Source organism: Halomonas sp. EF61 (assembly GCF_040147045.1).
GTDB classification, from domain to species: Bacteria; Pseudomonadota; Gammaproteobacteria; order Pseudomonadales; family Halomonadaceae; genus Halomonas; species Halomonas litopenaei.
Genome location: NZ_JAMSHM010000003.1, coordinates 65,236 through 85,335 on the forward strand (window position 1 = coordinate 65,236; position 20,100 = coordinate 85,335).

Here is a 20,100-nt window from a genome sequence, read left to right on the forward strand (position 1 = left end):
TCCATTGTAAGGGGCATCGGATGAACGACAGGACCTTTCGCGATCTGCGCACCCAGGCAGGGCCGGATCCGGCGGATGTCACCATCACCTTTCCCTGCGACTATCCGATCAAGGTGGTCGGAGATGCTGCCGAGGACTTCGCCGCCACCGTCAGCCAGATCGTGCATCGCCATGATCCGACCTTCGAAGGCAGCAGCCTCGAGGTGGTCGACAGTCGCAATGGGCGTTTCCAGTCGGTGCGATTGACCATGCGCGCCACAGGTGAAGCCCAACTCAAGGCGCTGTTCGACGAACTCAAGGCCACAGGCCGCGTGCACATGGTGGTGTGATGGAGGCGATCGACGTCTATCATCTGGGGCTCAAGCCCTATCGGCCAGTGTGGCAGGCGATGCGCGAACTGACCGACACCCGAGATGGCGATACGCCTGACCAGATCTGGGTGGTCCAGCACCCGCCGGTGTTCACCCAGGGCCAGGCAGGCAAGCCCGAGCATCTGTTGATGCCGGGCGAGATCCCGGTGGTGGAGACCGATCGCGGTGGGCAGGTGACCTACCACGGGCCGGGTCAGCTTGTGCTGTACCCGCTGATCGATGTCAAGCGTGCCAGACTGGGGGTCCGAGACCTCGTCAGTGCGCTGGAAGACAGCGTGGTCGATGCCCTGGGCGAGCATGGCATCGAGGCAAGCGCCCGGCCTGACGCGCCTGGCGTGTACGTCGGTGAACGCAAGATTGCCTCACTGGGGTTGAGGATTCGACGGGGTGCCAGTTTTCATGGCATCGCGGTCAATCTCGAGGTCGATCTCACGCCATTTTCGTTTATCAACCCATGTGGCTACGCTGGACTCGAGATGACCCGGCTGGCCGATCTGGTCTCTTCGAGGCTGGACATGGAAGCTGAAGCGCGTCGGCTATTGCGCACGCTGGCGACGCGACTGGGACAACGCGAACTGATCGAGCGCCCCGGCTTGCCGGGAGTGCTCGACGCCCACAATTTTGACTGATCGCACAGGGCACGCCGAAGGCCGTCACAGCAACGTGTCTCCCGAGCGATCCTCACAGGACAGTGAAATGACAGACAGTTCCGCCATCCAGGCGGCGGCCGCCGCCGCCAAGGCCAAGAAGAACGCCCGCAGCGAAAGGGGAGTGAAGCTTCGCGGCGCCGACAAGGTGGCGCGGATCCCGGTCAAGGTGATCCCCACGGAGGAGATTCCGCGCAAGCCGGACTGGCTCAGGGTACGCATGCCGGTGTCCAAGGAAGTCACCCGCATCAAGGAGACCCTGCGACGTCATGGCCTGCACACCGTCTGCGAGGAAGCCTCATGCCCCAACCTGGGCGAGTGCTTCAACGGCGGTACCGCCACCTTCATGATCATGGGCGATATCTGTACCCGCCGCTGCCCGTTCTGTGATGTGGCTCACGGGCGTCCCAACGCCCTGAACGAGCGCGAGCCGCGCGAACTGGCCGAGGCCATCGCCGAGATGCGCCTGAACTATGTGGTGGTGACCTCCGTCGACCGTGACGATCTGCGTGACGGCGGTGCCCAGCACTTCGTCGACTGCATCCGGGAGATTCGTCGTGATAGCCCGAGCATCGAGATCGAGGTGCTGGTGCCGGACTTCCGTGGTCGCATGGAGGTGGCGCTGGACATCCTCGAGACCACGCCGCCCGACGTCTTCAACCACAACCTGGAGACGGTGCCGAGTCTGTATCGCAAGGTGCGGCCGGGGGCCGACTATCAGTGGTCGCTGGACCTGCTCAAGGGCTACAAGGCGCGCCGTCCCGAAGTGATGACCAAGTCTGGCTTGATGCTGGGTGTCGGTGAGACCGACGAGCAGGTCATCGAGGTGATGCGCGACCTGCGTGCCCACGATGTGGACATGCTGACCCTGGGGCAGTACATGCAGCCGTCTCGCAATCACCTGCCGGTGGATCGCTGGGTGCCGCCGTCCACGTTCGACTGGTTCGCCGAGCAGGGGCGTGCCATGGGCTTCACCCACGTGGCTTCCGGCCCGTTGGTGCGTTCGTCCTACCATGCCGATCAGCAGGCACACGGCATCGAAGTGAAGTAGAGCGAAAGCGGTATTTCAGCTACCCACAACGCCCGGCATTGCCGGGCGTTGTGTTTTTGAGCGTACCCGCTCTACAGTGAATCTCCTACGCGATGTGCAGCTCCGAAAGGAGGGGGCTTCGCAGTACCTGCATTATTGCGCTATATTGCACTGCAACAAGTGCGCAGACGCAAGGATCGCCTGCTGCGCATCACGCAACCCTGGGAGCCTATATGAATGCGTTGATGCCAAGCGCCACCGCGCCCCTGTTCGCGCTGGCGGAACCCTTTGCTCCACTGTTCGACCCCTTCGGCTTCGGCCGTGCCGCGGCCGACTACTGGCGTGACAGCGTCGAGCGCAGCATCCTCTACTGGGATGTCATGCGCCAGCGCGGCAACGAATACCTCGAACATATCGAGAAGACCCGCCCCACCGTACTTGGCTTCGATACCGACATCGTGATGGAAGGCGAGACCCTGCCTCGCCCCGTCAACTATGAGCTTTTGCGCGTGCACCCGCCCGAGGGTGTCGAGACCGATGAACTGGCACGCCCCTTCGTGGTGGTCGACCCGCGCGCCGGGCATGGCCCGGGTATCGGTGGCTTCAAGCCCGACAGCGAGATCGGTATCGCACTGCGCGCCGGCCATCCCTGCTACTTCATCGCCTTCATGCCCTATCCCGTCCCGGGGCAGCGGGTCGAGGACGTGGTTGAAGCCGAGGTCACCTTCCTGCGCCACGTCGCGGAGCTGCATCCCGATAGCGAAAAACCGATGGTCGTGGGCAACTGTCAGGCGGGCTGGCAGATCATGATGGCGGCAGCGCTCGAGCCCGAGCTGTTCGGACCGATCCTGATCGCCGGTGCACCGCTGTCCTACTGGGCTGGGGAGCGCGGCAAGGCGCCGATGCGCTATACCGGCGGCATGACCGGCGGCAGCTGGGCCACCCATATGCTCTCGGACATGGGCGATGGCCTGTTCGACGGAGCCTGGCTGGTGCAGAACTTCGAACGCCTCAATCCGGCCAACACCTGGTGGGACAAGCAGTACAACCTGTACGCCCATGTCGATACCGAAGCCGATCGCTATCTTCAGTTCGAGCGCTGGTGGGGCGGCCATGTGGTGCTGGGTGGAGAAGAGATCCAGTACATCGTCGACAACCTGTTTGTCGGCAATCGCCTGTCCACGGCCCAGCTGGTGACGTCCGACGGGCGCCGTATCGATCTTCGCAACGTGCGCTCCCCGGTGGTGGTGTTCTGCTCACAAGGTGATGACATCACGCCGCCGCCCCAGGCACTTGGCTGGGTGCGTGATCTCTACGACGGCGTCGACGACATCATCGCCAACGAGCAGACCATCGTCTACTGCGTCCATGACAAGACCGGCCACCTCGGCATCTTCGTTTCCGGCAGCGTCTCGCGCAAGGAACACGCCGAGTTCACCGCCAATATGGACTACATCGACGTGCTGCCACCGGGGCTCTACGAGACCACGGTGTCCAAGGCCAGCGAGCGGCCCGACGCCGAATTGATCGAGCGGGACTACCTGCTGGAGTTCTCCACCCGGGACCTCGACGACCTGAATCAGGTGGTCAAGCATAGCCCCGAGGACGAGCGGCGTTTCGCCACGGTGGCCAGGGTCTCGGAGATCAATCTGGGGCTCTATCGTCAGTTCCTGCAACCCTGGATTCGTGCCGTGTCGACACCCGAGTCGGCTCGTTGGATGCGCAAGATGCACCCCAATCGCATGGGGTATCGCCTGCTGTCCGATCGTAATCCGATGATGTCGTCGTTGCCGGTGATGGCGGAGTCGGTGCGCAAGCATCGTCATGAACTCGGTGATGACAACATCTTCCGAGTGTATGAGGACATCGGGTCGAGCCTGATCTCGCGGAGTCTGGATGCCTGGCGGGTACTGCGCGATCGCGCCCTCGAGAAGGCTTTCCTTGACCTCTACGGTCAGCCGCTGTTGCAGTCGCTGGTGGGGCTGAAAGGCGCCGTGGAGGGTGAGCGTCAGGTGCCTGGCTCCGAGCCGGAGCGTCGTCGCTTTATCCAGCGTCGCCAGCAGGAAGTGCGCGAGCAGGTGGCGCAAGGCGGCGCCCACGAGGCCGTGATGCGCTCGGTGATCTTCGTGCTGGGTGGTGCTCCTGCTACCGATGGCCGCAATTTCCGCCGCCTGCAGGCGTCGCGCAGCGAGCTTGAGCCGGAGCTGCGGCTGGAAGACTTCAAGCATCTGATGCGCGATCAGTTCTTTATCCTGAAGCAGGATCGTGAGGCTGCGCTGGAGGCCATTCCCGAGCTGCTCAAGGGGCTCGATGCCAGGACGATCGACGGCCATATCGAGCATATCGAGCATGTACTGGCGGCCAGCGGTGAGCTCAGCGAGCACGCCGCCGCTCGTTTCGAACGTATCAAGGCGCTGTTTGGCAAGGCCCGTCCGGCAACGCGTCGTACGGCCCGCCGCAGTAGTGGTGGGGCCAGTGGGGCCAGTGGTAACAGCAGCGCCAAGACGGCGCCGGCTAGCGGCACGTCAGCCAAGCGCGGCACTCGTCAATCTGCAAGCGAATCTTCCCGCGTCGAAGGGCAGGCCCAGGCCGCGCCCAAGGCCGACGCCGAGCCTGCTGATGCGCCTGCGGCAAAGGCTCAGGCGAGGACCGAGGCGAAGCCGGCTGCCGAAGCGAAGCCTGAAACTAAACCTGAGACCAAGCCCGAGTCCAAGCCGGCGGCTGAAACTAAACCTGAGGCCAAGTCCGAGACCAAGTCCGAGGCCAAACCGGCGGCTGACGCTCAAACTGAGGCCAAACCTGAGGTCGAGACCAAGCCTGTGGCTGAGGCCGAGCCCAAGGCTGCCCAGGCCGCCACGCCAGCCTCTCGCGAGGGAGGCAATGACGCCGAGAAGGCGCCTGCAGCGACCCGTCGGCGCAGCACTGGATCGCCCCGAGGGCAGCGGCGCAAGCGCTAGTCAAGCGCCTGACCGCCTTCGATGATCGAGTGTGAGACATCGACCATTCCGCTTGCCCCTGCTTCGTGCAGGGGCAAGTCGGTTCTGAGGGCGGCTTGTCGGCCGTCGAGGTAAGGGCTAGTCTCTTGGCGATGTCAGGTGGACGCCAGGGCGTCAGTCGTGGGGAAACGGCTGGGCATGCGTCTAGCCTGCCTGGGGCTCGAACCGATGTGACTGGCGCGACGTTCGGCGCTGGGTTAGGGTAAGCGCATTTTTCCCGTCCACCATCGGCGGGAGTGGCACATACTGGCGTTCGCCAAGGAGCGCGGCGCCCTGACTACTGTGGAGTACTATGGGCAAGTCTCTGGTCATCGTCGAGTCGCCCGCCAAGGCGAAGACGATCAACAAGTACCTCGGCAACGAGTTCATCGTGAAGTCGAGCGTGGGTCACATCCGTGATCTTCCGACCAGCGGCTCTGGCAAGGCGGCTTCCGATCCCAAGGAGCGGGCTCGCCAGGCGGCCGCGACGCGCAAGATGTCGGCTGAGGAAAAGGCGGTCTACAAGCAGCAGAAGGCGCATAGCCAGCTGATACGACGCATGGGTATCGACCCTGACCATGGCTGGCAGGCCAACTACGAGATCCTGCCGGGCAAGGAAAAGGTCGTGGCCGAGCTCAAGAAGCTGGCGGAGAAAGCCGACACCGTCTATCTCGCGACCGATCTGGACCGCGAAGGGGAAGCCATCGCCTGGCACCTTCGCGAGACCATCGGTGGGGACGAGCAACGCTATCGCCGGGTGGTGTTCAACGAGATCACCAAGAATGCCATCCAGGAAGCCTTCACCGACCCCGGTCAGCTGAACATGCCCAGGGTCGAGGCCCAGCAGGCTCGCCGCTTCCTCGATCGTGTGGTGGGCTTCATGCTGTCGCCGCTGCTGTGGGCCAAGGTAGCCCGCGGGCTCTCGGCCGGTCGTGTCCAGTCGGTGGCCATGCGCCTGATCAGCGAGCGCGAAAGCGAGATTCGCGCCTTCGTGCCCGAGGAATTCTGGGACGTTCATGCCGACCTGGTGACGCCGGACGGCGAGGCCATCCGCTTCGAGCTGGTACGTCAGGATGGCAAGACGTTCAGGCCCACCAGCGAGAGCGAGACCCTCGAGCGCATCGCTGCGCTGCGCAAGGCCAGTCTTGCGATCACCTCGCGGGAAGACAAGCCGACCCGGTCCAAGCCCAACGCCCCCTTCATCACCTCGACGCTGCAGCAGGCCGCCAGTGGCCGGCTGGGGTTCTCGGTGAAGAAGACCATGACCCTGGCCCAGCGGCTCTACGAGGCGGGCTACATCACCTATATGCGTACCGACTCGACCAACCTGTCCCGCGAGGCAGTGGAGAGCGTGCGTGACTATATCGGTGAGGAGTTCGGCGATCGCTACCTGCCCGAAGCCCCTAACCGCTATTCCAGCAAGGAAGGCGCCCAGGAGGCTCACGAAGCCATTCGGCCGTCCGAGGTGTCCCGTCGCTCGACCGACCTGGCGGGCATGGAGCGGGATGCCGAGCGCTTGTACGAACTGATCTGGCGGCAGTTTGTCGCCTGCCAGATGACCCCGGCGGAATACCTGTCGTCGACCCTGAGCGTGGTGGTGGACGGCTACGAGCTCAAGGCCAAGGGCCGGGTGCTCAAGTTCGATGGCTACACCCGAGTGATGACCCCCATGGGGCGCAAGGAAGAGGATCAGGCGCTGCCGGATCTGGGCGAGGGCACCCCGATGCACCTCGACGCGCTGGACCCCAGGCAGCACTTCACCAAGCCGCCGGCCCGTTACACCGAAGCCAGCCTGGTCAAGGAGCTGGAGAAGCGCGGCATCGGTCGCCCCTCGACCTACGCCGCCATCATCTCCACCATCCAGGATCGTGGTTACGTCAAGCTCGAGAACCGACGGTTCTACGCCGAGAAGCTGGGCGACATCGTCACCGAGCGACTCAAGGAGTCGTTCCCCGACCTGATGGACTACTCCTTCACCGCGCGCATGGAGGATAGCCTCGACGAGATCGCCGAGGGCGAGCGTAGCTGGCGTGAGCTGCTCGACGCTTTCTATCAGGAGTTTCGCGGGGAGCTGGCCAAGGCCGAGAGCGACGAGGGGATGCGGCCAAATCAGCCGGTACCCACCGATATCGACTGCCCCACCTGCGGGCGCAAGATGCAGATTCGTACCGCCTCGACCGGTGTCTTCCTCGGCTGCAGCGGCTACAACCTGCCGCCCAAGGAGCGCTGCAAGACCACCATCGACCTGCTGCCGGGTGAAGAAGCTGTCGCCGCCGATGCCGGCGAAGAAGCCGAGACCGATGCCCTGCGTGCCAAGGAACGCTGTCCGGTGTGTTCCACCGCCATGGACAGCTACCTGATCGATGAAGGGCGCAAGCTGCATATCTGCGGTAACAGCCCCGACTGTGACGGCTACAAGATCGAACAGGGCAAGTTCCGCATCAAGGGCTACGACGGCCCGGTCATCGAGTGTGACAAGTGCGGCTCCGAGATGCAGCTCAAGTCCGGGCGCTTCGGCAAGTACTTCGGCTGCACCAGTGACAGCTGCAAGAATACCCGCAAGCTGTTGCGCAACGGTGAAGTAGCTCCGCCCAAGATGGATCCGATTCCGATGCCGGAACTGGCCTGCCAGAAGGTGGAAGACCACTACGTGCTGCGCGATGGCGCCAGCGGGCTGTTCCTGGCCGCCAGCAAGTTTCCCAAGAACCGGGAGACCCGTCCGCCTCTGGTCAAGGAACTGAAGCCTCACGCCGCCGAGCTGCCGGAGAAGTACCACTACCTGCTCGATGCGCCGGACCAGGACCCGGATGGGCGCCCGGCTCAAATTCGTTTCTCGCGCAAGCTCAAGGAGCAGTTCGTGATGACCGACGGCGACAATGGCAAGGCCAGTGGCTGGAAGGCGAGCTGGGACGGTAACAAGTGGGTGGTGGAGGACAAGCGCAAGTGACACCGCGGGCCCGCACCAATCAGTTGTTGTATCAGGCGCAGTTGCTGCTGGACGTGGCGCCGGGTGATGACGAGCACCAGGGCGCCAGAAAGAGGGCCAGCGAGGAGGGCGCCCTGGCGTTGTTCGAGCTGGCGATCGACGCCCTGCTGCGCGACGTCTGCGAGCACGCTCATCTGGCGGAACATGACTGGCGAAGCCTGTTGCTGGGTGATGACCCACCCGCCGTGGCCGAGGTTCATCGGCTACGTGAGCTGGCCCGCGACGGCAGCAGTTGGCTATACCGTGTCATCGGTCATCTCGAGGCGCTGCATGGCGATGAAGGTGCGAGTCGACCTCGCTCGCCGGCATTGTCCGGGGTAATTGCCGTGGACCGGCAGGCGGATCTGGGGCAGGAATTGCAGCATTGCCTCGAGGCGGCCAAGGTCGAGATCGCCGCCTTACGCCAGACCAGTGAGGAATGGTAAAGGCAGAGTGTCGTCGGCCGGCGACGCTTCTGTGCGCCGTCGTTTGATAGCTGCGACAGAGCTCGTTTGCCTGCCGTGAAATCGGCCAGGTTCCGCGTGAAGTTCCGCAGAATCGGGATTACACTGCGTCACAGATGTTTTCGTTTATTCACAGTGAGTTTATCCATGTTCGCCCAGAGTCAACGTCGCCGTTTCATCCAAATGATACTTGGTGCCATGCTGCTACTCCCTCTGGGTGTCAGTGCCAGCATGGACATGGTGGAGGACCAGCTTCGCCGTGCCATTGTCCCGGACTCCTCCAGCGAGATCTGGGTCCTGATCGATAACCAGGAGTCTCGCCTGACGGTGTATCGCGGGGGGGGGGAGCTGGCTCGATACTCACCGATTTCGGTCGGTAGAGGGGGCGCCAAGTCCCAGCGGGTCATGGGCGACAAGACCACGCCAAGAGGCGAGTTCCACGTCAATCGCTTCAACTTCGACAGCAAGTTCGACATCTTCATCGGCCTGGACTATCCGACGCCCACCCACGCCAGGATGGCGCTGGAGACGGGGCTGTACAGTCAGCAGGATTACGACGACTATTTCGACTACTATCGCCGGCATCGTAGCCCGCCCCAGCAGACGATCCTGGGCGGTTATATCGGCATACACGGAGTCGGCGATGGAGACATGGACATCCATCGCAACTTTGACTGGACCAACGGATGTGTCGCCGTGACCAATCATGAAATTCGGGAACTTTCCGGCTTGATTGATGTTGGCACTCGCGTCGTCATCCGCTAGTCTTTAGGGGCGCAAGGGACGTTCAAGACTATGGACAAGCGCCGTTGTGTATTATAAAACAGCGTTTGACTCCTGTGCTTAGCAGCACAAGTCGCTGCAAGAAAGGCCTGCCTTTGCAGGAAGCCTGATGGATACATACCCTGATCGGGTATGTTACTGTCACCAACGCAGTACCAAGGAAGACTCAAGGAGAACACCATGACTCTGAAGACTACCCTGAAGCTGACCGCCGCCGCCGCTTCTCTGGCCGTTCTGGCTGGCTGTGCTTCTTCCAGCGCTCTGGAAGAAGTCCGCATGACCGCTGAGTCCGCTCAGGCCGACGCTGCAGAAGCTCGCAGCATCGCCACTCAGGCTCAGAACACTGCCAACCAGGCACAGCGTGACGCTCAAGCGGCCCTGCAGCTGTCTCAGCAGAACCGCGAAGAGATGAACCGCATGTTCGAGCGCTCCATGCGCAAGTAATCGTTTCGCATCCCGTTCGCGGGATTGACCGACAGGACGTCAGGGTTTCATCGAAATCAGGTCGTCCAGGTCATGAAACGATAGGCTGAGGCCCCACCGAAAGGTGGGGCCTCAGTCGTTTGTGGCGTGTGATCATGGCATGACGATTGATGGTGGGCGGGAGCTGCCAGTCAATCGTCTGACCGCTGCCTGTTCCTTCATCTGATGGCTGCCTGTCTGGCTGCCTGTCCTGTCGCTTGTCTCCTGACGGCTGCCTCTCCTCTGCCTGACGGCTGCCTCTCCTCTGCCTGACGGCTGCCTCTCCTCTGCCTGACCACTGACTGCTGCGGATGCGTCGTTTGAGCTGGATCATGGTGTCGCCACCATGCCGACAAGGCCTCCGCTGGAAATGATGGCGCCAAAAAAAGGCGCCCCTGTCGGGGCGCCGTGCACGTCACGTGCTTGATGTGATGCCTGTGGTCGCCGGTTCAGCCTTCGTGGCTGACCTGTCCCAGCAGGGCAGGCTCGTCGGCGATCAACTCGATATGGTCATAGAGGCTGCCAGGCAGCGGCTTGGGTTCTGCCGGGGTGGTGGTCTGCATGGCGACCGGAAGGCCGCTGGGCGTCTCCATGGCGCTACGCAGGCGCGCAAAGTCGACGTCGTAGTCCTTGTCCTTGACGGCGGCCTCGACCTCCTCGATAGCGGCGGTCATGTCCTCGATCGGCGCGCCTTCTTCCTCGTCGAGGTAGGGGTAGGCCTGGACATAGAGGTGCTCGTCGGACCAGCCGAGCTTGAGCGGTTCGTTGACCAGTCGGACAGGAGTGCCCACCGCGACTTGATCGAACAGATTCTCGACATCGTCGGGCAGCATGCGGATGCAGCCGTGGGTGACGCGCATGCCGACGCCCTCGGGCTTGTTGGTGCCGTGGATCAGGTAGCCGGGGATGCCCAGGCGCATCTTGCGCGTGCCCATGGGGTTGTCGGGTCCGGGCGGCACCACGCCGGGCAAGGGGTCGCCGGCCTCGGCGTGTTCGCGGCGAATGGAGGCAGGAGGATACCAGGACGGATTCTTGACCATCTGGGTGATGGTGGTGGAGCCCAGCGGCGTCTTCCAGTCCATGCGGCCCACGGCGATCGGGTAGGTCTGCACGGTACGCGGCTCGCCTTCCTTGGCCGGCGGGTAGTAGTAGAGGCGCATCTCGGCCACGTTGACCACGATGCCGTTGCGCGGTGCATCGGGCAGGATGAACTGGGCCGGGATGGTCACTTCGGTACCCTCGCCGGGATACCAGATGCTGATGTCGGGGTTGGCTCGGGTGATGGCGTTGAAGCCGATGCCGTGCTCGTGTCCGATATCAATGAGGGTGTCTTCCTCGTCGGCTTCGACGGTGTAGACCTCACCGATCAGGTCGCCTTCTTCGGGCAGCAGGTAGTGGCCCCGGGGCAGGTCGTCGGCCGCCGCCAGAGGTGCCGCCAGCGCGCCCACAACGCCACACAGGGTGGCGAGGCGGACGAGTGGCCGGCGAAGTGAAGTCGAAGTCATTGCAGCAGTCTCGATAATGGGTGAAAGCCGGGGATAACCCGGCCGGAATTTGCGGTGTCCTATGTACATAGATTGCCCGCTAATGCGGCGTTGCGCCAGTCCCTTGCAAGGGATGGCTCAGGCCGCCTGAGTCTTTCGATTGAGTTGGTCCAGCAGCGCCTCGACGGCCTCGAAGCGGGTCTCCTCGACGGCCATGTCGGCCTGGAAGCGCAGGGTCTCGGCGCCCTCCAGTCGATAGCGTTCCGGCGCCCCCTGGATCAGCCCCACCAGCGTCAGTGGATCCACCGCGGTCTGGCCGCCGAACAGCACGCGCCCGCGCTCGGCGCCCGCTTCCAGGCGCACGATACCGAGCCTTTCGGCACGCTGCCTGAGGCGGGTCTGGCGCAGCAGCGTCTTGACCGGGGCGGGCAGCAGTCCGAAGCGATCGATCATCTCCACACGCAGTTCCTTGAGCTCGGCCTCGTTGTCGGCGTTGGCGATGCGCTTGTACATCACCAGACGCTGCTGGACATCGGGGAGATAGTCGTCGGGAATCAGCGCTGGCAGATTTAGGCTGATCTCGACGCCTTCCTGCAGCGGTGCCTCGATATTCGGGGTGCGGCCTTCACGGATGGCCTTCACCGCCCGGTCGAGCATCTCCATATAGAGGCTGTAGCCCACCGCTTCCATCTGGCCGCTCTGTTCGTCGCCCAGCAGTTCGCCGGCGCCGCGGATTTCCATGTCGTGGCTGGCCAGGGTGAAACCAGCGCCCAGGTCCTCGGCCTGGCCGATCGCCTCGAGGCGCTTGACCGCGTCTCGGGTGATCGAGCGAGGCGGCGGCGCCAGCAGGTAGGCGTAGGCCTGGTGGTGGCTGCGGCCTACCCGGCCGCGCAGCTGGTGGAGCTGGGCCAGTCCGAACTTGTCGGCACGCTCGATGATGATGGTGTTGGCGCTGGGCACGTCGATGCCGGTCTCGATGATGGTCGAGCACACCAGCACGTTGAAGCGCTTGTGATAGAAGTCGGACATCACCCGTTCCAGCGAGCGCTCGGGCAGCTGCCCATGGGCCACCGCGACGCGGGCGTCGGGCACCAGTTCGCGGACCTTCTCGGCGGCGCTCTCGATGGTCTTGACCTCGTTGTGCAGGTAGTAGACCTGGCCGCCACGCAGGATCTCGCGCAGGATCGCCTCCTTTATCACAGCTTCTTCCCGCTGCTGGACGAAGGTCTTCACCGACAGGCGTCTGGCCGGTGGGGTGGCGATGATCGACAGGTCGCGGATACCGCTCATGGCCATGTTGAGCGTGCGCGGGATCGGTGTGGCGGTCATGGTCAGTACGTCGACCTCGGCACGCAGCGTCTTGAGCCTTTCCTTCTGGGACACGCCGAAGCGATGTTCTTCATCGATGATGACCAGTCCCAATTCCGGAAAGTCGAGCTTCCGTGACAGCAGCTTGTGGGTGCCGATGACGATATCGACCTTGCCCTCGCGAACGCGCTTGAGGGTGTCTGTCTGACTGCCGCTGCTGGTGAAGCGGGACAGCAGCTCGATATCCACCGCGGTGTCGGCGAAGCGGTCACGGAAGTTCTCGAAATGCTGGCGGGCGAGCAGGGTGGTCGGCACCAGCACCACCACCTGGCGACCGGACTGTACCGCAAGAAAGGCGGCACGCATGGCGACCTCGGTCTTGCCGAAGCCGACGTCGCCGCAGACGACACGGTCCATCGGGCGCGGTGCGGTCATGTCCTGGATCACCGCCTGGATGGTGACCCGCTGATCCGGCGTCTCCTCGAACGGGAAGTTGGCGACGAAGCGAGCGTACTCCTCATCCGGGGCGGCACAGGCGAAGCCTTCACGGGCCTCGCGGCGGGCATAGATGTCGAGCAGCTCGGCGGCGGTATCGCGGATCTTCTCGGCGGCCTTGCGCTTGGCCTTTTCCCACTGTTCCGAGCCCAGTCGATGCAGCGGTGCCAGTTCATCGTCGGCACCGGCGTAGCGGGAAATAAGGTGCAGGCTGTCCACCGGCACGTAGAGCTTGGCGCCGTCGGCGTACTCGAGGCTGACGAATTCGGCCGCCTGGCCGCCGGCTTCCAGCGTTTCCAGCCCGCGGTAGCGGCCGACGCCATGGGACTGGTGGACCACCGGGGCGCCGACCTTGAGTTCGGAAAGATGGCGTACGGCGAGTTCGTTGTCGTCGGTGGCCTTGGCCTGGCGGCGGGTCTGGCGCACGATCTCGCCGAACAGTTCCGTCTCGGTGATCACACTGACCGCGGGGGAGCCGAGCGACAGGCCGCTGGAGAGCTGCCCCTCGGCGATGGCCAGGCGAGAGCTGCCGGCGAGGAAGTCGGAAAATCCGTCCGCGGCGTCCAGTGCACCGGTAGCGGGGGCCAGGGTCTCCTCCAGCGCTTCCCGACGCCCACGGGACTCGGCCACGAACAGCACCCGGCGCTCTGCGTGCTCGTTCAGAAAGCCCCTGAGCGCCGCCAGCGGATCCTTTGCCCTGGCATTGATCGCCACCTGGGGGGCGTCGCTGGCATCCGAGGGATGGGCGTGGGGATGCTCGCTGTCTGCTGTCAGCTCGACCCTGGGGTGGGTCTTGATCAGCCCGAACAGTTCCGCTTCCGGGATGAAGGCACGGTGGGGCGGCAGCAGGGGGCGGGTCGGATCGACGCCGAGATTTTCGTAGCGGCTGGTGATCGCCTGCCAGTGGTGCTCGGCGGCTTCGCGGCAGCCGGACATCAGGGCGACGCGGGTGTCCGCGGGCAGATGGTCGAACAGTGAAGCGGTGGCCTCGAAGAACAACGGCAGATACTGCTCGAGTCCGGGTGAGGGGATGCCCTTCAGCGCATCGACATAAAGCGGGCACTGGCGTGGGTCGACGTCGAACAGGGTCTCGAAGCCTTCACGAAAGCAGGCGATGGCCGAGCGTGACAGCGAATACTCGTGCGCCGGCAGCAGGTCGATCCGCTCGACCTTGTCTAGGCTGCGCTGGGTGTCGGGGTCGAAGCTCCTGAGGGTGTCGATCTCGTCGTCGAACAGGTCGATGCGAAGCGGATGGTCGCTGCCCATGGGAAAGAGATCGATCAGGGCGCCACGCAGGGCGTATTCACCCGGCTCGAAGACGGTCTCCACCGCCCGGTAGCCCGCCCGTGACAGCTGTTCGCGGAAGGTCTCCCGTTGCAGGGTGGCGCCGACCTCCAGGGTCAGCACCCGTCCGGCGATATAGTCCACGGGCGGCAGACGCTGCATCAGGGTATTGATCGGTACCAGCACGATGCCGTGCACACCATCCTGCAGATGCCGGAGGGTGCGCAGCCGCGACGAGACGATGTCCTGATGGGGCGAAAAGCTGTCGTAGGGCAGCGTCTCCCAGTCGGGGAAGGGCAGTACCGGCACGTCGGCATAGAAGGCCAGTTCGTTCTCGAGCCTCAGTGCCTCGGCGGTATCCTGGGTAATCACCAGCAGTGGCGCGTCGGCAGCCAGGCGCGAAAGCGCCAGGGCGCTGGCGCTGCCGGCGGGCGTGGTGAGGTACAGGGTGTCACGGGCGCCCTGGGGATGCGGCGGATCGAGCGGCGAAAAGGTAGGCATAGAGGATGTCGTTTCGCTGGCGTTCAGAGGTCGAGCAGGCATCATACCAGCCCGATCTCGCTCATGTAGTCAAACCGCGATTTGTGTAACGGGCCTACAGGAGGTGCGACCATACAGTCATTGCCCCTTTCAAGGGGGGGGCTGATAATACGCTCGTTTCCCCATCAGACTTAGAGGTCTCTCGTGAGCCAGCAACCCGATATCGTCTTCCAGCAATGGCACGACAACCAGGCCGTGGCCGAGCAGATGATCCCGCTGATCGGCAGCCTGTATCGTCGCAATAACGTGGTCACCACCATGTTCGGACGTTCGCTGTTCAACCGCAGCGTCATCCGCATCCTCAAGGACCATCGTTTCGTCAGGAAGATCGAAGGTACCGAGTTGTCGGTGCAGGATACCTTCCCGCTGGTGCAGGCGATGACCCAGCTGAATCTGGGGCCGGCTCACGTCGATGTGGGCAAGCTGGGTGTGGCATTCAAGAAGCAGGGCGGTGGCGATGCGCTGGCGTTCATGCGCGAGCAGCTGGCCGAAATCGTCGACTGTCACGATCCTGACGCCGGCAATGGCGAGCCCAAGGACGTTGTGCTCTACGGCTTCGGCCGGATCGGCCGGATCCTGGCCCGCGTGCTGATCGAGAAGGCCGGTGGCGGCAACCTGCTGCGCCTCAAGGCCATCGTGGTGCGCGGTCGTGGCGATATCGCCAAGGATCTGGAAAAGCGCGCCAGCCTGCTGCGTCGTGACAGCGTTCACGGTCCCTTCGACGGCACCATCAGCGTGTGCCCGGAGACCCGCACCCTGACCGCCAACGGCAACGTGATCCAGGTCATCTACGCCGATTCGCCGAGCGATGTCGACTACACCGCCTACGGCATCAACAACGCCGTGGTGGTCGACAACACCGGTATCTGGCGCGACGAGGCTGGCCTCGGTCAGCACCTGGAGTGCAAGGGCGTGTCCAAGGCGCTGCTGACCGCCCCGGGCAAGGGCGACCTGAAAAACATCGTCTATGGCATCAATCATGGCGACATCACCCAGGATGATCGCATCATCTCCGCGGCGTCCTGCACCACCAACGCCATCGTGCCGGTATTGAAGGTGATGAACGACGAATACGGCATCGAGCATGGCCACGTCGAGACCGTTCACTCCTACACCAACGATCAGAACCTGATCGACAACTACCACAAGGGTGACCGTCGCGGACGCAGCGCACCGCTGAACATGGTGCTGACCGAGACCGGTGCCGCCAAGGCGGTTTCCAAGGCACTGCCGGAGCTGGGTGGCAAGCTGACCGGCAACGCCATCCGCGTGCCGACGCCCAATGTGTCGATGGCGATCCTCAACCTGTCGCTCGAGCGCGAGACCGACGCCGAGTCGCTCAACGACTACCTGCGCCGCATGTCCATCGACTCGGCCTTCCAGAAGCAGATCGACTTCGTCGACTCGCCGGAGGTGGTCTCCACCGACTTCGTCGGCAACCGTCACGCCGGCATCGTCGACGCCAAGGCGACCATCGCCCAGGGCCGCCACGCGGTGGTCTATGTGTGGTACGACAACGAGTTCGGCTACAGCTGCCAGGTGATTCGTATCCTGCAGCAGATCTCCAACGTGGCCTTCTGTAAGCTGCCGCGTCACGCCTAGTCCGTGCCGAGCGGGGCGAGAGTCTCGCGTTGAGGTAGTTCGAATACCCCTTGCCAACCTTGTTTGGCAAGGGGTTTTTCTGTTTGGGATGGAAGCGGTTTTGCAGAATCACGCAGTTCTGCGACGTTCGATCATGTGGTCAATCCACTGGCTTGTCTTTATAATGCTGGGGATTTTTCGGGGTGGTTCGATGTCGCCTCGGCGTGACTGGTGATGCGTGGCTTATAACAAGAATTCCTCTCATTTCCACCGAACCTCCGTCCATTATCTACGATCCATCAACTGGGCGAGTCTATGATCGAAGTCAAGAAAGGCCTGGATCTCCCCATCACGGGAGCGCCGGAGCAGCGTATCGAGGATGCGCGACCGGTGCGCCACGTGGCGCTCCTGGGGACCGACTATATCGGCATGAAGCCGACCATGGAGGTCAAGGAGGGGGACAAGGTCAAGCTGGGCCAATTACTGTTCACCGACAAGAAGATCGAGGGCGTGCGCTTTACCTCGCCGGCCTCGGGTGAAGTAGTGGCGATCAATCGCGGGGAAAAGCGCAGGCTCCTGTCGGTGGTGATCGAGGTCGACGACAGCGCCGAGGCCGAGTCCTTCACGGCTCATGGCCGCGATGCGCTCGAGTCCCTCGAACGTCAGACCGTGGTCGACCAACTGGTGGAGTCTGGTCTGTGGACCGCGCTGCGCACTCGCCCGTTCTCGCGTACCCCGGCGCCCGACGCCGTACCCACCGACATCTTCGTCACCGCCATCGACACCCAGCCGCTGGCCGCCGATCCGTCGCTGGTCATCAACGAGCAGGCCGAGGCGTTCGAGGACGGCCTCAAGGTGCTGGGACGACTGACCGAGGGCAAGGTGTTCCTGTGCACCGCCACCGATGCCCAGATTCCGGGCACCAAGGTCAAGGGCGTCCACCACGAGAGCTTCGCCGGTCCCCATCCTGCGGGCCTGGTCGGTACCCACATTCACTTCCTGTCCCCGGTGTCGCTGCAGCGTCGCGTCTGGCACATCGGCTATCAGGACGTGATCGCCTTTGGCAAGCTGTTCAGTGAAGGCAAGCTGGATCTGAGCCGAGTGGTCGCCGTTGGCGGCCCGCGTGCCGAGCGTCCGCGTCTGGTGCGTACCCGTGTGGGTGCCAGCACTGACGAGCTGCTGGATCACGAGATCAAGTCTGCCGATGACACCCGCGTCATCAGCGGAGGCGTGTTCTCCGGCTTCACCGCCGAAGGCAGCCTGCGCTACCTGGGCCGCTTCCACAACCAGATCACCCTGCTGGAAGAGGGCAACAAGCGTGCCTTCATGGGCTGGTTGTCGCCGGGTGCCAATCGTCACTCGGTACTGGGTATCTACCTGTCGAGCCTGAAGGGCCTGCGCGACTATGCGCCGACCACCTCGACCAATGGCTCCGAGCGCGCCATGGTGCCGGTGGGTGCGTATGAAAAGGTGATGCCGCTGGACATCATGCCCACGCAGCTCTTGCGTTCGCTGATCGTCGGCGACATCGAGTCGGCGATGGAACTCGGCTGCCTCGAGCTGGATGAAGAAGACCTGGCGCTGTGCACCTACGTGTGCCCCGGCAAGTATGAGTACGGTCCCATCCTGCGTGACAACCTCACCATGATCGAGAAAGAGGCCTGATGATGGGTATTCGACAGACACTCGACAATCTCGAGCCGCACTTTCACAAGGGTGGCAAGTACGAGAAGTTCTATCCGCTGTACGAGGCGGTGGACACTATCTTCTATGCGCCTCCCAGCGTGACCAAGACCACGGCTCACGTGCGTGACGGCATCGACCTCAAGCGCATGATGATCACGGTGTGGTTCTGCACCTTCCCGGCCATGTTCTTCGGCATGTGGAACGCTGGCTGGCAGGCCAACGAGGCCATCGCCGCGGGTTACGACTCCATGGGCGGCTGGCGCGAGATGATCCTGCTGACCTTCGCCGGTGGCCACGATGCCGGCAGCCTGTGGTCCAACTTCGTGCTGGGCGCTACCTACTTCCTCCCGATCTACCTGGTGACCTTCGTCATCGGTGGCTTCTGGGAAGTGCTGTTCGCGATCAAGCGCGGCCACGAGGTCAATGAAGGCTTCTTCGTCACCTCGGTGCTCTACGCCCTGATCCTGCCGGCTACCATCCCGCTGTGGCAGGTGGCGCTCGGCATCACCTTCGGTGTGGTGATCGGCAAGGAAATCTTTGGTGGTACCGGCAAGAACTTCCTCAACCCGGCGCTGACCGGTCGTGCCTTCCTGTACTTCGCCTATCCGGCGCAGATCTCCGGTGATGCCGTGTGGGTCGCCGCCGATGGCTTCACCGGCGCGACGCCGCTGTCTACCGCCTACCAGAGCGGTATGGCCGCACTGCAGGACCAGTACAGCTGGTGGGACGCCTTCCTTGGCTTCATTCCCGGCTCCGTGGGTGAGACCTCGACACTTGCCATCCTGATCGGGGCGGTGGTGCTGATCGGCATGAAGATCGCCTCGTGGCGGATCGTCGCCGGCGTGTTCCTCGGCATGGTAGCGATGAGCTCCATTCTCAACCTGATCGGCTCCGACACCAACGCCATGTTCGCCATGCCCTGGTACTGGCACCTGGTGGTGGGTGGCTTCGCCTTCGGCATGGTGTTCATGGCCACCGATCCCGTATCGGCATCCATGACCAACCCGGGTCGCTTCATCTTCGGCGCCCTGATCGGTGTGATGACGGTACTGATCCGTGTGGTCAACCCGGCCTTCCCCGAGGGCATCATGCTGGCGATCCTGTTCGCCAACCTGTTCGCGCCGCTCATCGATCACTTCTTTGTTCAGGCCAACATCAAGCGTCGCGCCAAGCGCACCGCTGTCGTGGCCGAGGAGACCGCCTGATGGCACAAGGTAACAACTCCATCAAGAAGATCCTGACGGTCGCCTTCTCCCTGTGTATCGTCTGCTCGATCATCGTGTCGACGGCGGCGGTGGGACTCAAGGCGCGCCAGGAGCGCAACCAGGAGCTGGACCGCAAGTCCAACATCCTGGCCGTGGCCGACCTGTACGAACCGGGCATGGACGTCGGCAAGGAGTTCTCCCAGGCGGTGACCGCCAAGGTCGTCGATCTCGACACCGGGGAGTACACCGATGAGGTCGATCCCGAGACCTATGACGGCTTCCAGGCCGCCAAGGATCCGGCCCAGTCGCGCACCCTGTCCGGGGAGAAGGACATCGCCGGTCTCGGCCGTCAGGAGCAGTACTCCACCATCTATCTGGTCGGTGACGAGAACAACCCCGAGCAGATCGTGCTGCCGATTCGTGGCCAGGGCCTGTGGGGCCTGATGCGCGGCTACCTGTCTGTGCAGGGTGACGGCAATACCATCGGCGGGATCACCTTCTATTCCCACGCCGAGACACCTGGCCTGGGTGGCGAGGTCGACAACCCGCGCTGGAAGGCGCAGTGGGAAGGCAAGGAAATCTACGCCTCGAGCGACACCATGGAGCCGGCCATCCAGCTGGTGAAGGGTGGTGCCAGCGAGTCCACCGAGGTCGACGCCCTGTCCGGCGCGTCTCTGACCAGCCGCGGCGTGACCAAGCTGGTGCAATTCTGGCTGAGCGAGGAAGGCTTCGGTCACTACCTGGCGCGCTTCCGCGATGGCGTGGACAGCCAGGCCAGCGCCGACGCCAGCCCCTCTGACGACAGCGAAGGAGCCTGACG

General features: G+C 63.4%; 14 protein-coding genes. 12 read left to right on the plus strand and 2 right to left on the minus strand.

The features are described 5' to 3' along the window. Positions 1–20 precede the first annotated feature (20 nt). The 8 genes from NFI08_RS15220 (at position 21) to NFI08_RS15255 (ending at position 9,679) form a co-directional block, all read left to right on the plus strand. Positions 21–329, plus strand: a complete 309-nt coding sequence (locus NFI08_RS15220; RefSeq protein ID WP_045992676.1) for an HP0495 family protein — start codon at positions 21–23, stop codon at positions 327–329. Then, on the plus strand, positions 329–1,000 hold the full coding sequence (lipB, locus tag NFI08_RS15225) for a lipoyl(octanoyl) transferase LipB (protein WP_045992675.1): 672 nt from the start codon (positions 329–331) through the stop codon (positions 998–1,000). The genes NFI08_RS15220 and lipB overlap by 1 nt, the downstream gene beginning before the upstream one ends. Positions 1,001–1,067: 67 nt before the next feature. Beyond that, on the plus strand, positions 1,068–2,069 hold the full coding sequence (gene lipA / locus NFI08_RS15230; protein WP_045992674.1) for a lipoyl synthase: 1,002 nt from the start codon (positions 1,068–1,070) through the stop codon (positions 2,067–2,069). Positions 2,070–2,281: 212 nt separating this feature from the next. After that, complete coding sequence (locus NFI08_RS15235) at positions 2,282–5,005, plus strand: DUF3141 domain-containing protein (RefSeq protein WP_502881102.1); 2,724 nt, start codon at positions 2,282–2,284, stop codon at positions 5,003–5,005. 331 nt (positions 5,006–5,336) lie between these two features. Continuing rightward, a complete protein-coding gene (gene topA, locus NFI08_RS15240) occupies positions 5,337–7,970 on the plus strand; it encodes a type I DNA topoisomerase (RefSeq protein WP_045992673.1) in 2,634 nt (877 codons plus the stop codon). Next, complete coding sequence (locus tag NFI08_RS15245; RefSeq protein ID WP_045992672.1) at positions 7,967–8,434, plus strand: DUF6586 family protein; 468 nt, start codon at positions 7,967–7,969, stop codon at positions 8,432–8,434. The genes topA and NFI08_RS15245 overlap by 4 nt, the downstream gene beginning before the upstream one ends. A 216-nt stretch (positions 8,435–8,650) precedes the next feature. Then, positions 8,651–9,217: a L,D-transpeptidase family protein gene (locus NFI08_RS15250; protein ID WP_349590415.1), complete on the plus strand. Its 567-nt coding sequence runs from the start codon at positions 8,651–8,653 to the stop codon at positions 9,215–9,217. Positions 9,218–9,415: 198 nt separating this feature from the next. After that, complete coding sequence (locus tag NFI08_RS15255; protein ID WP_045992670.1) at positions 9,416–9,679, plus strand: Lpp/OprI family alanine-zipper lipoprotein; 264 nt, start codon at positions 9,416–9,418, stop codon at positions 9,677–9,679. A gap of 467 nt (positions 9,680–10,146) precedes the next feature. Here the strand turns inward: NFI08_RS15255 and NFI08_RS15260 are convergent, their stop codons facing one another. Both NFI08_RS15260 and mfd read right to left on the minus strand, forming a co-directional pair. After that, positions 10,147–11,202: a L,D-transpeptidase family protein gene (locus NFI08_RS15260; RefSeq protein ID WP_045992669.1), complete on the minus strand. Its 1,056-nt coding sequence runs from the start codon at positions 11,200–11,202 to the stop codon at positions 10,147–10,149. A 117-nt stretch (positions 11,203–11,319) separates the two neighbouring features. Further along, positions 11,320–14,769 (minus strand): transcription-repair coupling factor, encoded by a 3,450-nt coding sequence (mfd, locus tag NFI08_RS15265; protein WP_108448860.1) that lies wholly within the window; start codon positions 14,767–14,769, stop codon positions 11,320–11,322. 183 nt (positions 14,770–14,952) lie between these two features. On the opposite strand from mfd, the gene NFI08_RS15270 reads away from it, so the two are divergent. The 4 genes from NFI08_RS15270 to NFI08_RS15285 all read left to right on the plus strand — a co-directional run bounded on the left by NFI08_RS15270 (position 14,953) and on the right by NFI08_RS15285 (position 20,098). Beyond that, positions 14,953–16,410, plus strand: coding sequence for a glyceraldehyde-3-phosphate dehydrogenase (locus tag NFI08_RS15270; protein ID WP_045992667.1), 1,458 nt, complete (start codon positions 14,953–14,955; stop codon positions 16,408–16,410). Positions 16,411–16,704: 294 nt separating this feature from the next. After that, on the plus strand, positions 16,705–18,054 hold the full coding sequence (locus tag NFI08_RS15275) for a Na(+)-translocating NADH-quinone reductase subunit A (RefSeq protein ID WP_045992666.1): 1,350 nt from the start codon (positions 16,705–16,707) through the stop codon (positions 18,052–18,054). After that, the gene (locus tag NFI08_RS15280; RefSeq protein ID WP_045992665.1) at positions 18,054–19,280 is read left to right on the plus strand and encodes an NADH:ubiquinone reductase (Na(+)-transporting) subunit B; all 1,227 of its coding nucleotides are present in this window, start codon (positions 18,054–18,056) and stop codon (positions 19,278–19,280) included. The genes NFI08_RS15275 and NFI08_RS15280 overlap by 1 nt, the downstream gene beginning before the upstream one ends. After that, a complete protein-coding gene (locus NFI08_RS15285; protein ID WP_045992664.1) occupies positions 19,280–20,098 on the plus strand; it encodes a Na(+)-translocating NADH-quinone reductase subunit C in 819 nt (272 codons plus the stop codon). The genes NFI08_RS15280 and NFI08_RS15285 overlap by 1 nt, the downstream gene beginning before the upstream one ends. Positions 20,099–20,100 lie beyond the last annotated feature (2 nt).

Coding starts and splice junctions, on each gene's coding strand:
- mfd (WP_108448860.1), bottom strand. CDS start 14,769: ATGCCTACCTTTTCGCCGCTCGATCCGCCGCATCCCCAGGGCGCCCGT.
- topA (WP_045992673.1), top strand. CDS start 5,337: ATGGGCAAGTCTCTGGTCATCGTCGAGTCGCCCGCCAAGGCGAAGACG.
- lipA (WP_045992674.1), top strand. CDS start 1,068: ATGACAGACAGTTCCGCCATCCAGGCGGCGGCCGCCGCCGCCAAGGCC.
- NFI08_RS15280 (WP_045992665.1), top strand. CDS start 18,054: ATGATGGGTATTCGACAGACACTCGACAATCTCGAGCCGCACTTTCAC.
- NFI08_RS15255 (WP_045992670.1), top strand. CDS start 9,416: ATGACTCTGAAGACTACCCTGAAGCTGACCGCCGCCGCCGCTTCTCTG.
- NFI08_RS15235 (WP_502881102.1), top strand. CDS start 2,282: ATGAATGCGTTGATGCCAAGCGCCACCGCGCCCCTGTTCGCGCTGGCG.
- NFI08_RS15275 (WP_045992666.1), top strand. CDS start 16,705: ATGATCGAAGTCAAGAAAGGCCTGGATCTCCCCATCACGGGAGCGCCG.
- NFI08_RS15220 (WP_045992676.1), top strand. CDS start 21: ATGAACGACAGGACCTTTCGCGATCTGCGCACCCAGGCAGGGCCGGAT.
- lipB (WP_045992675.1), top strand. CDS start 329: ATGGAGGCGATCGACGTCTATCATCTGGGGCTCAAGCCCTATCGGCCA.
- NFI08_RS15250 (WP_349590415.1), top strand. CDS start 8,651: ATGCTGCTACTCCCTCTGGGTGTCAGTGCCAGCATGGACATGGTGGAG.
- NFI08_RS15285 (WP_045992664.1), top strand. CDS start 19,280: ATGGCACAAGGTAACAACTCCATCAAGAAGATCCTGACGGTCGCCTTC.
- NFI08_RS15260 (WP_045992669.1), bottom strand. CDS start 11,202: ATGACTTCGACTTCACTTCGCCGGCCACTCGTCCGCCTCGCCACCCTG.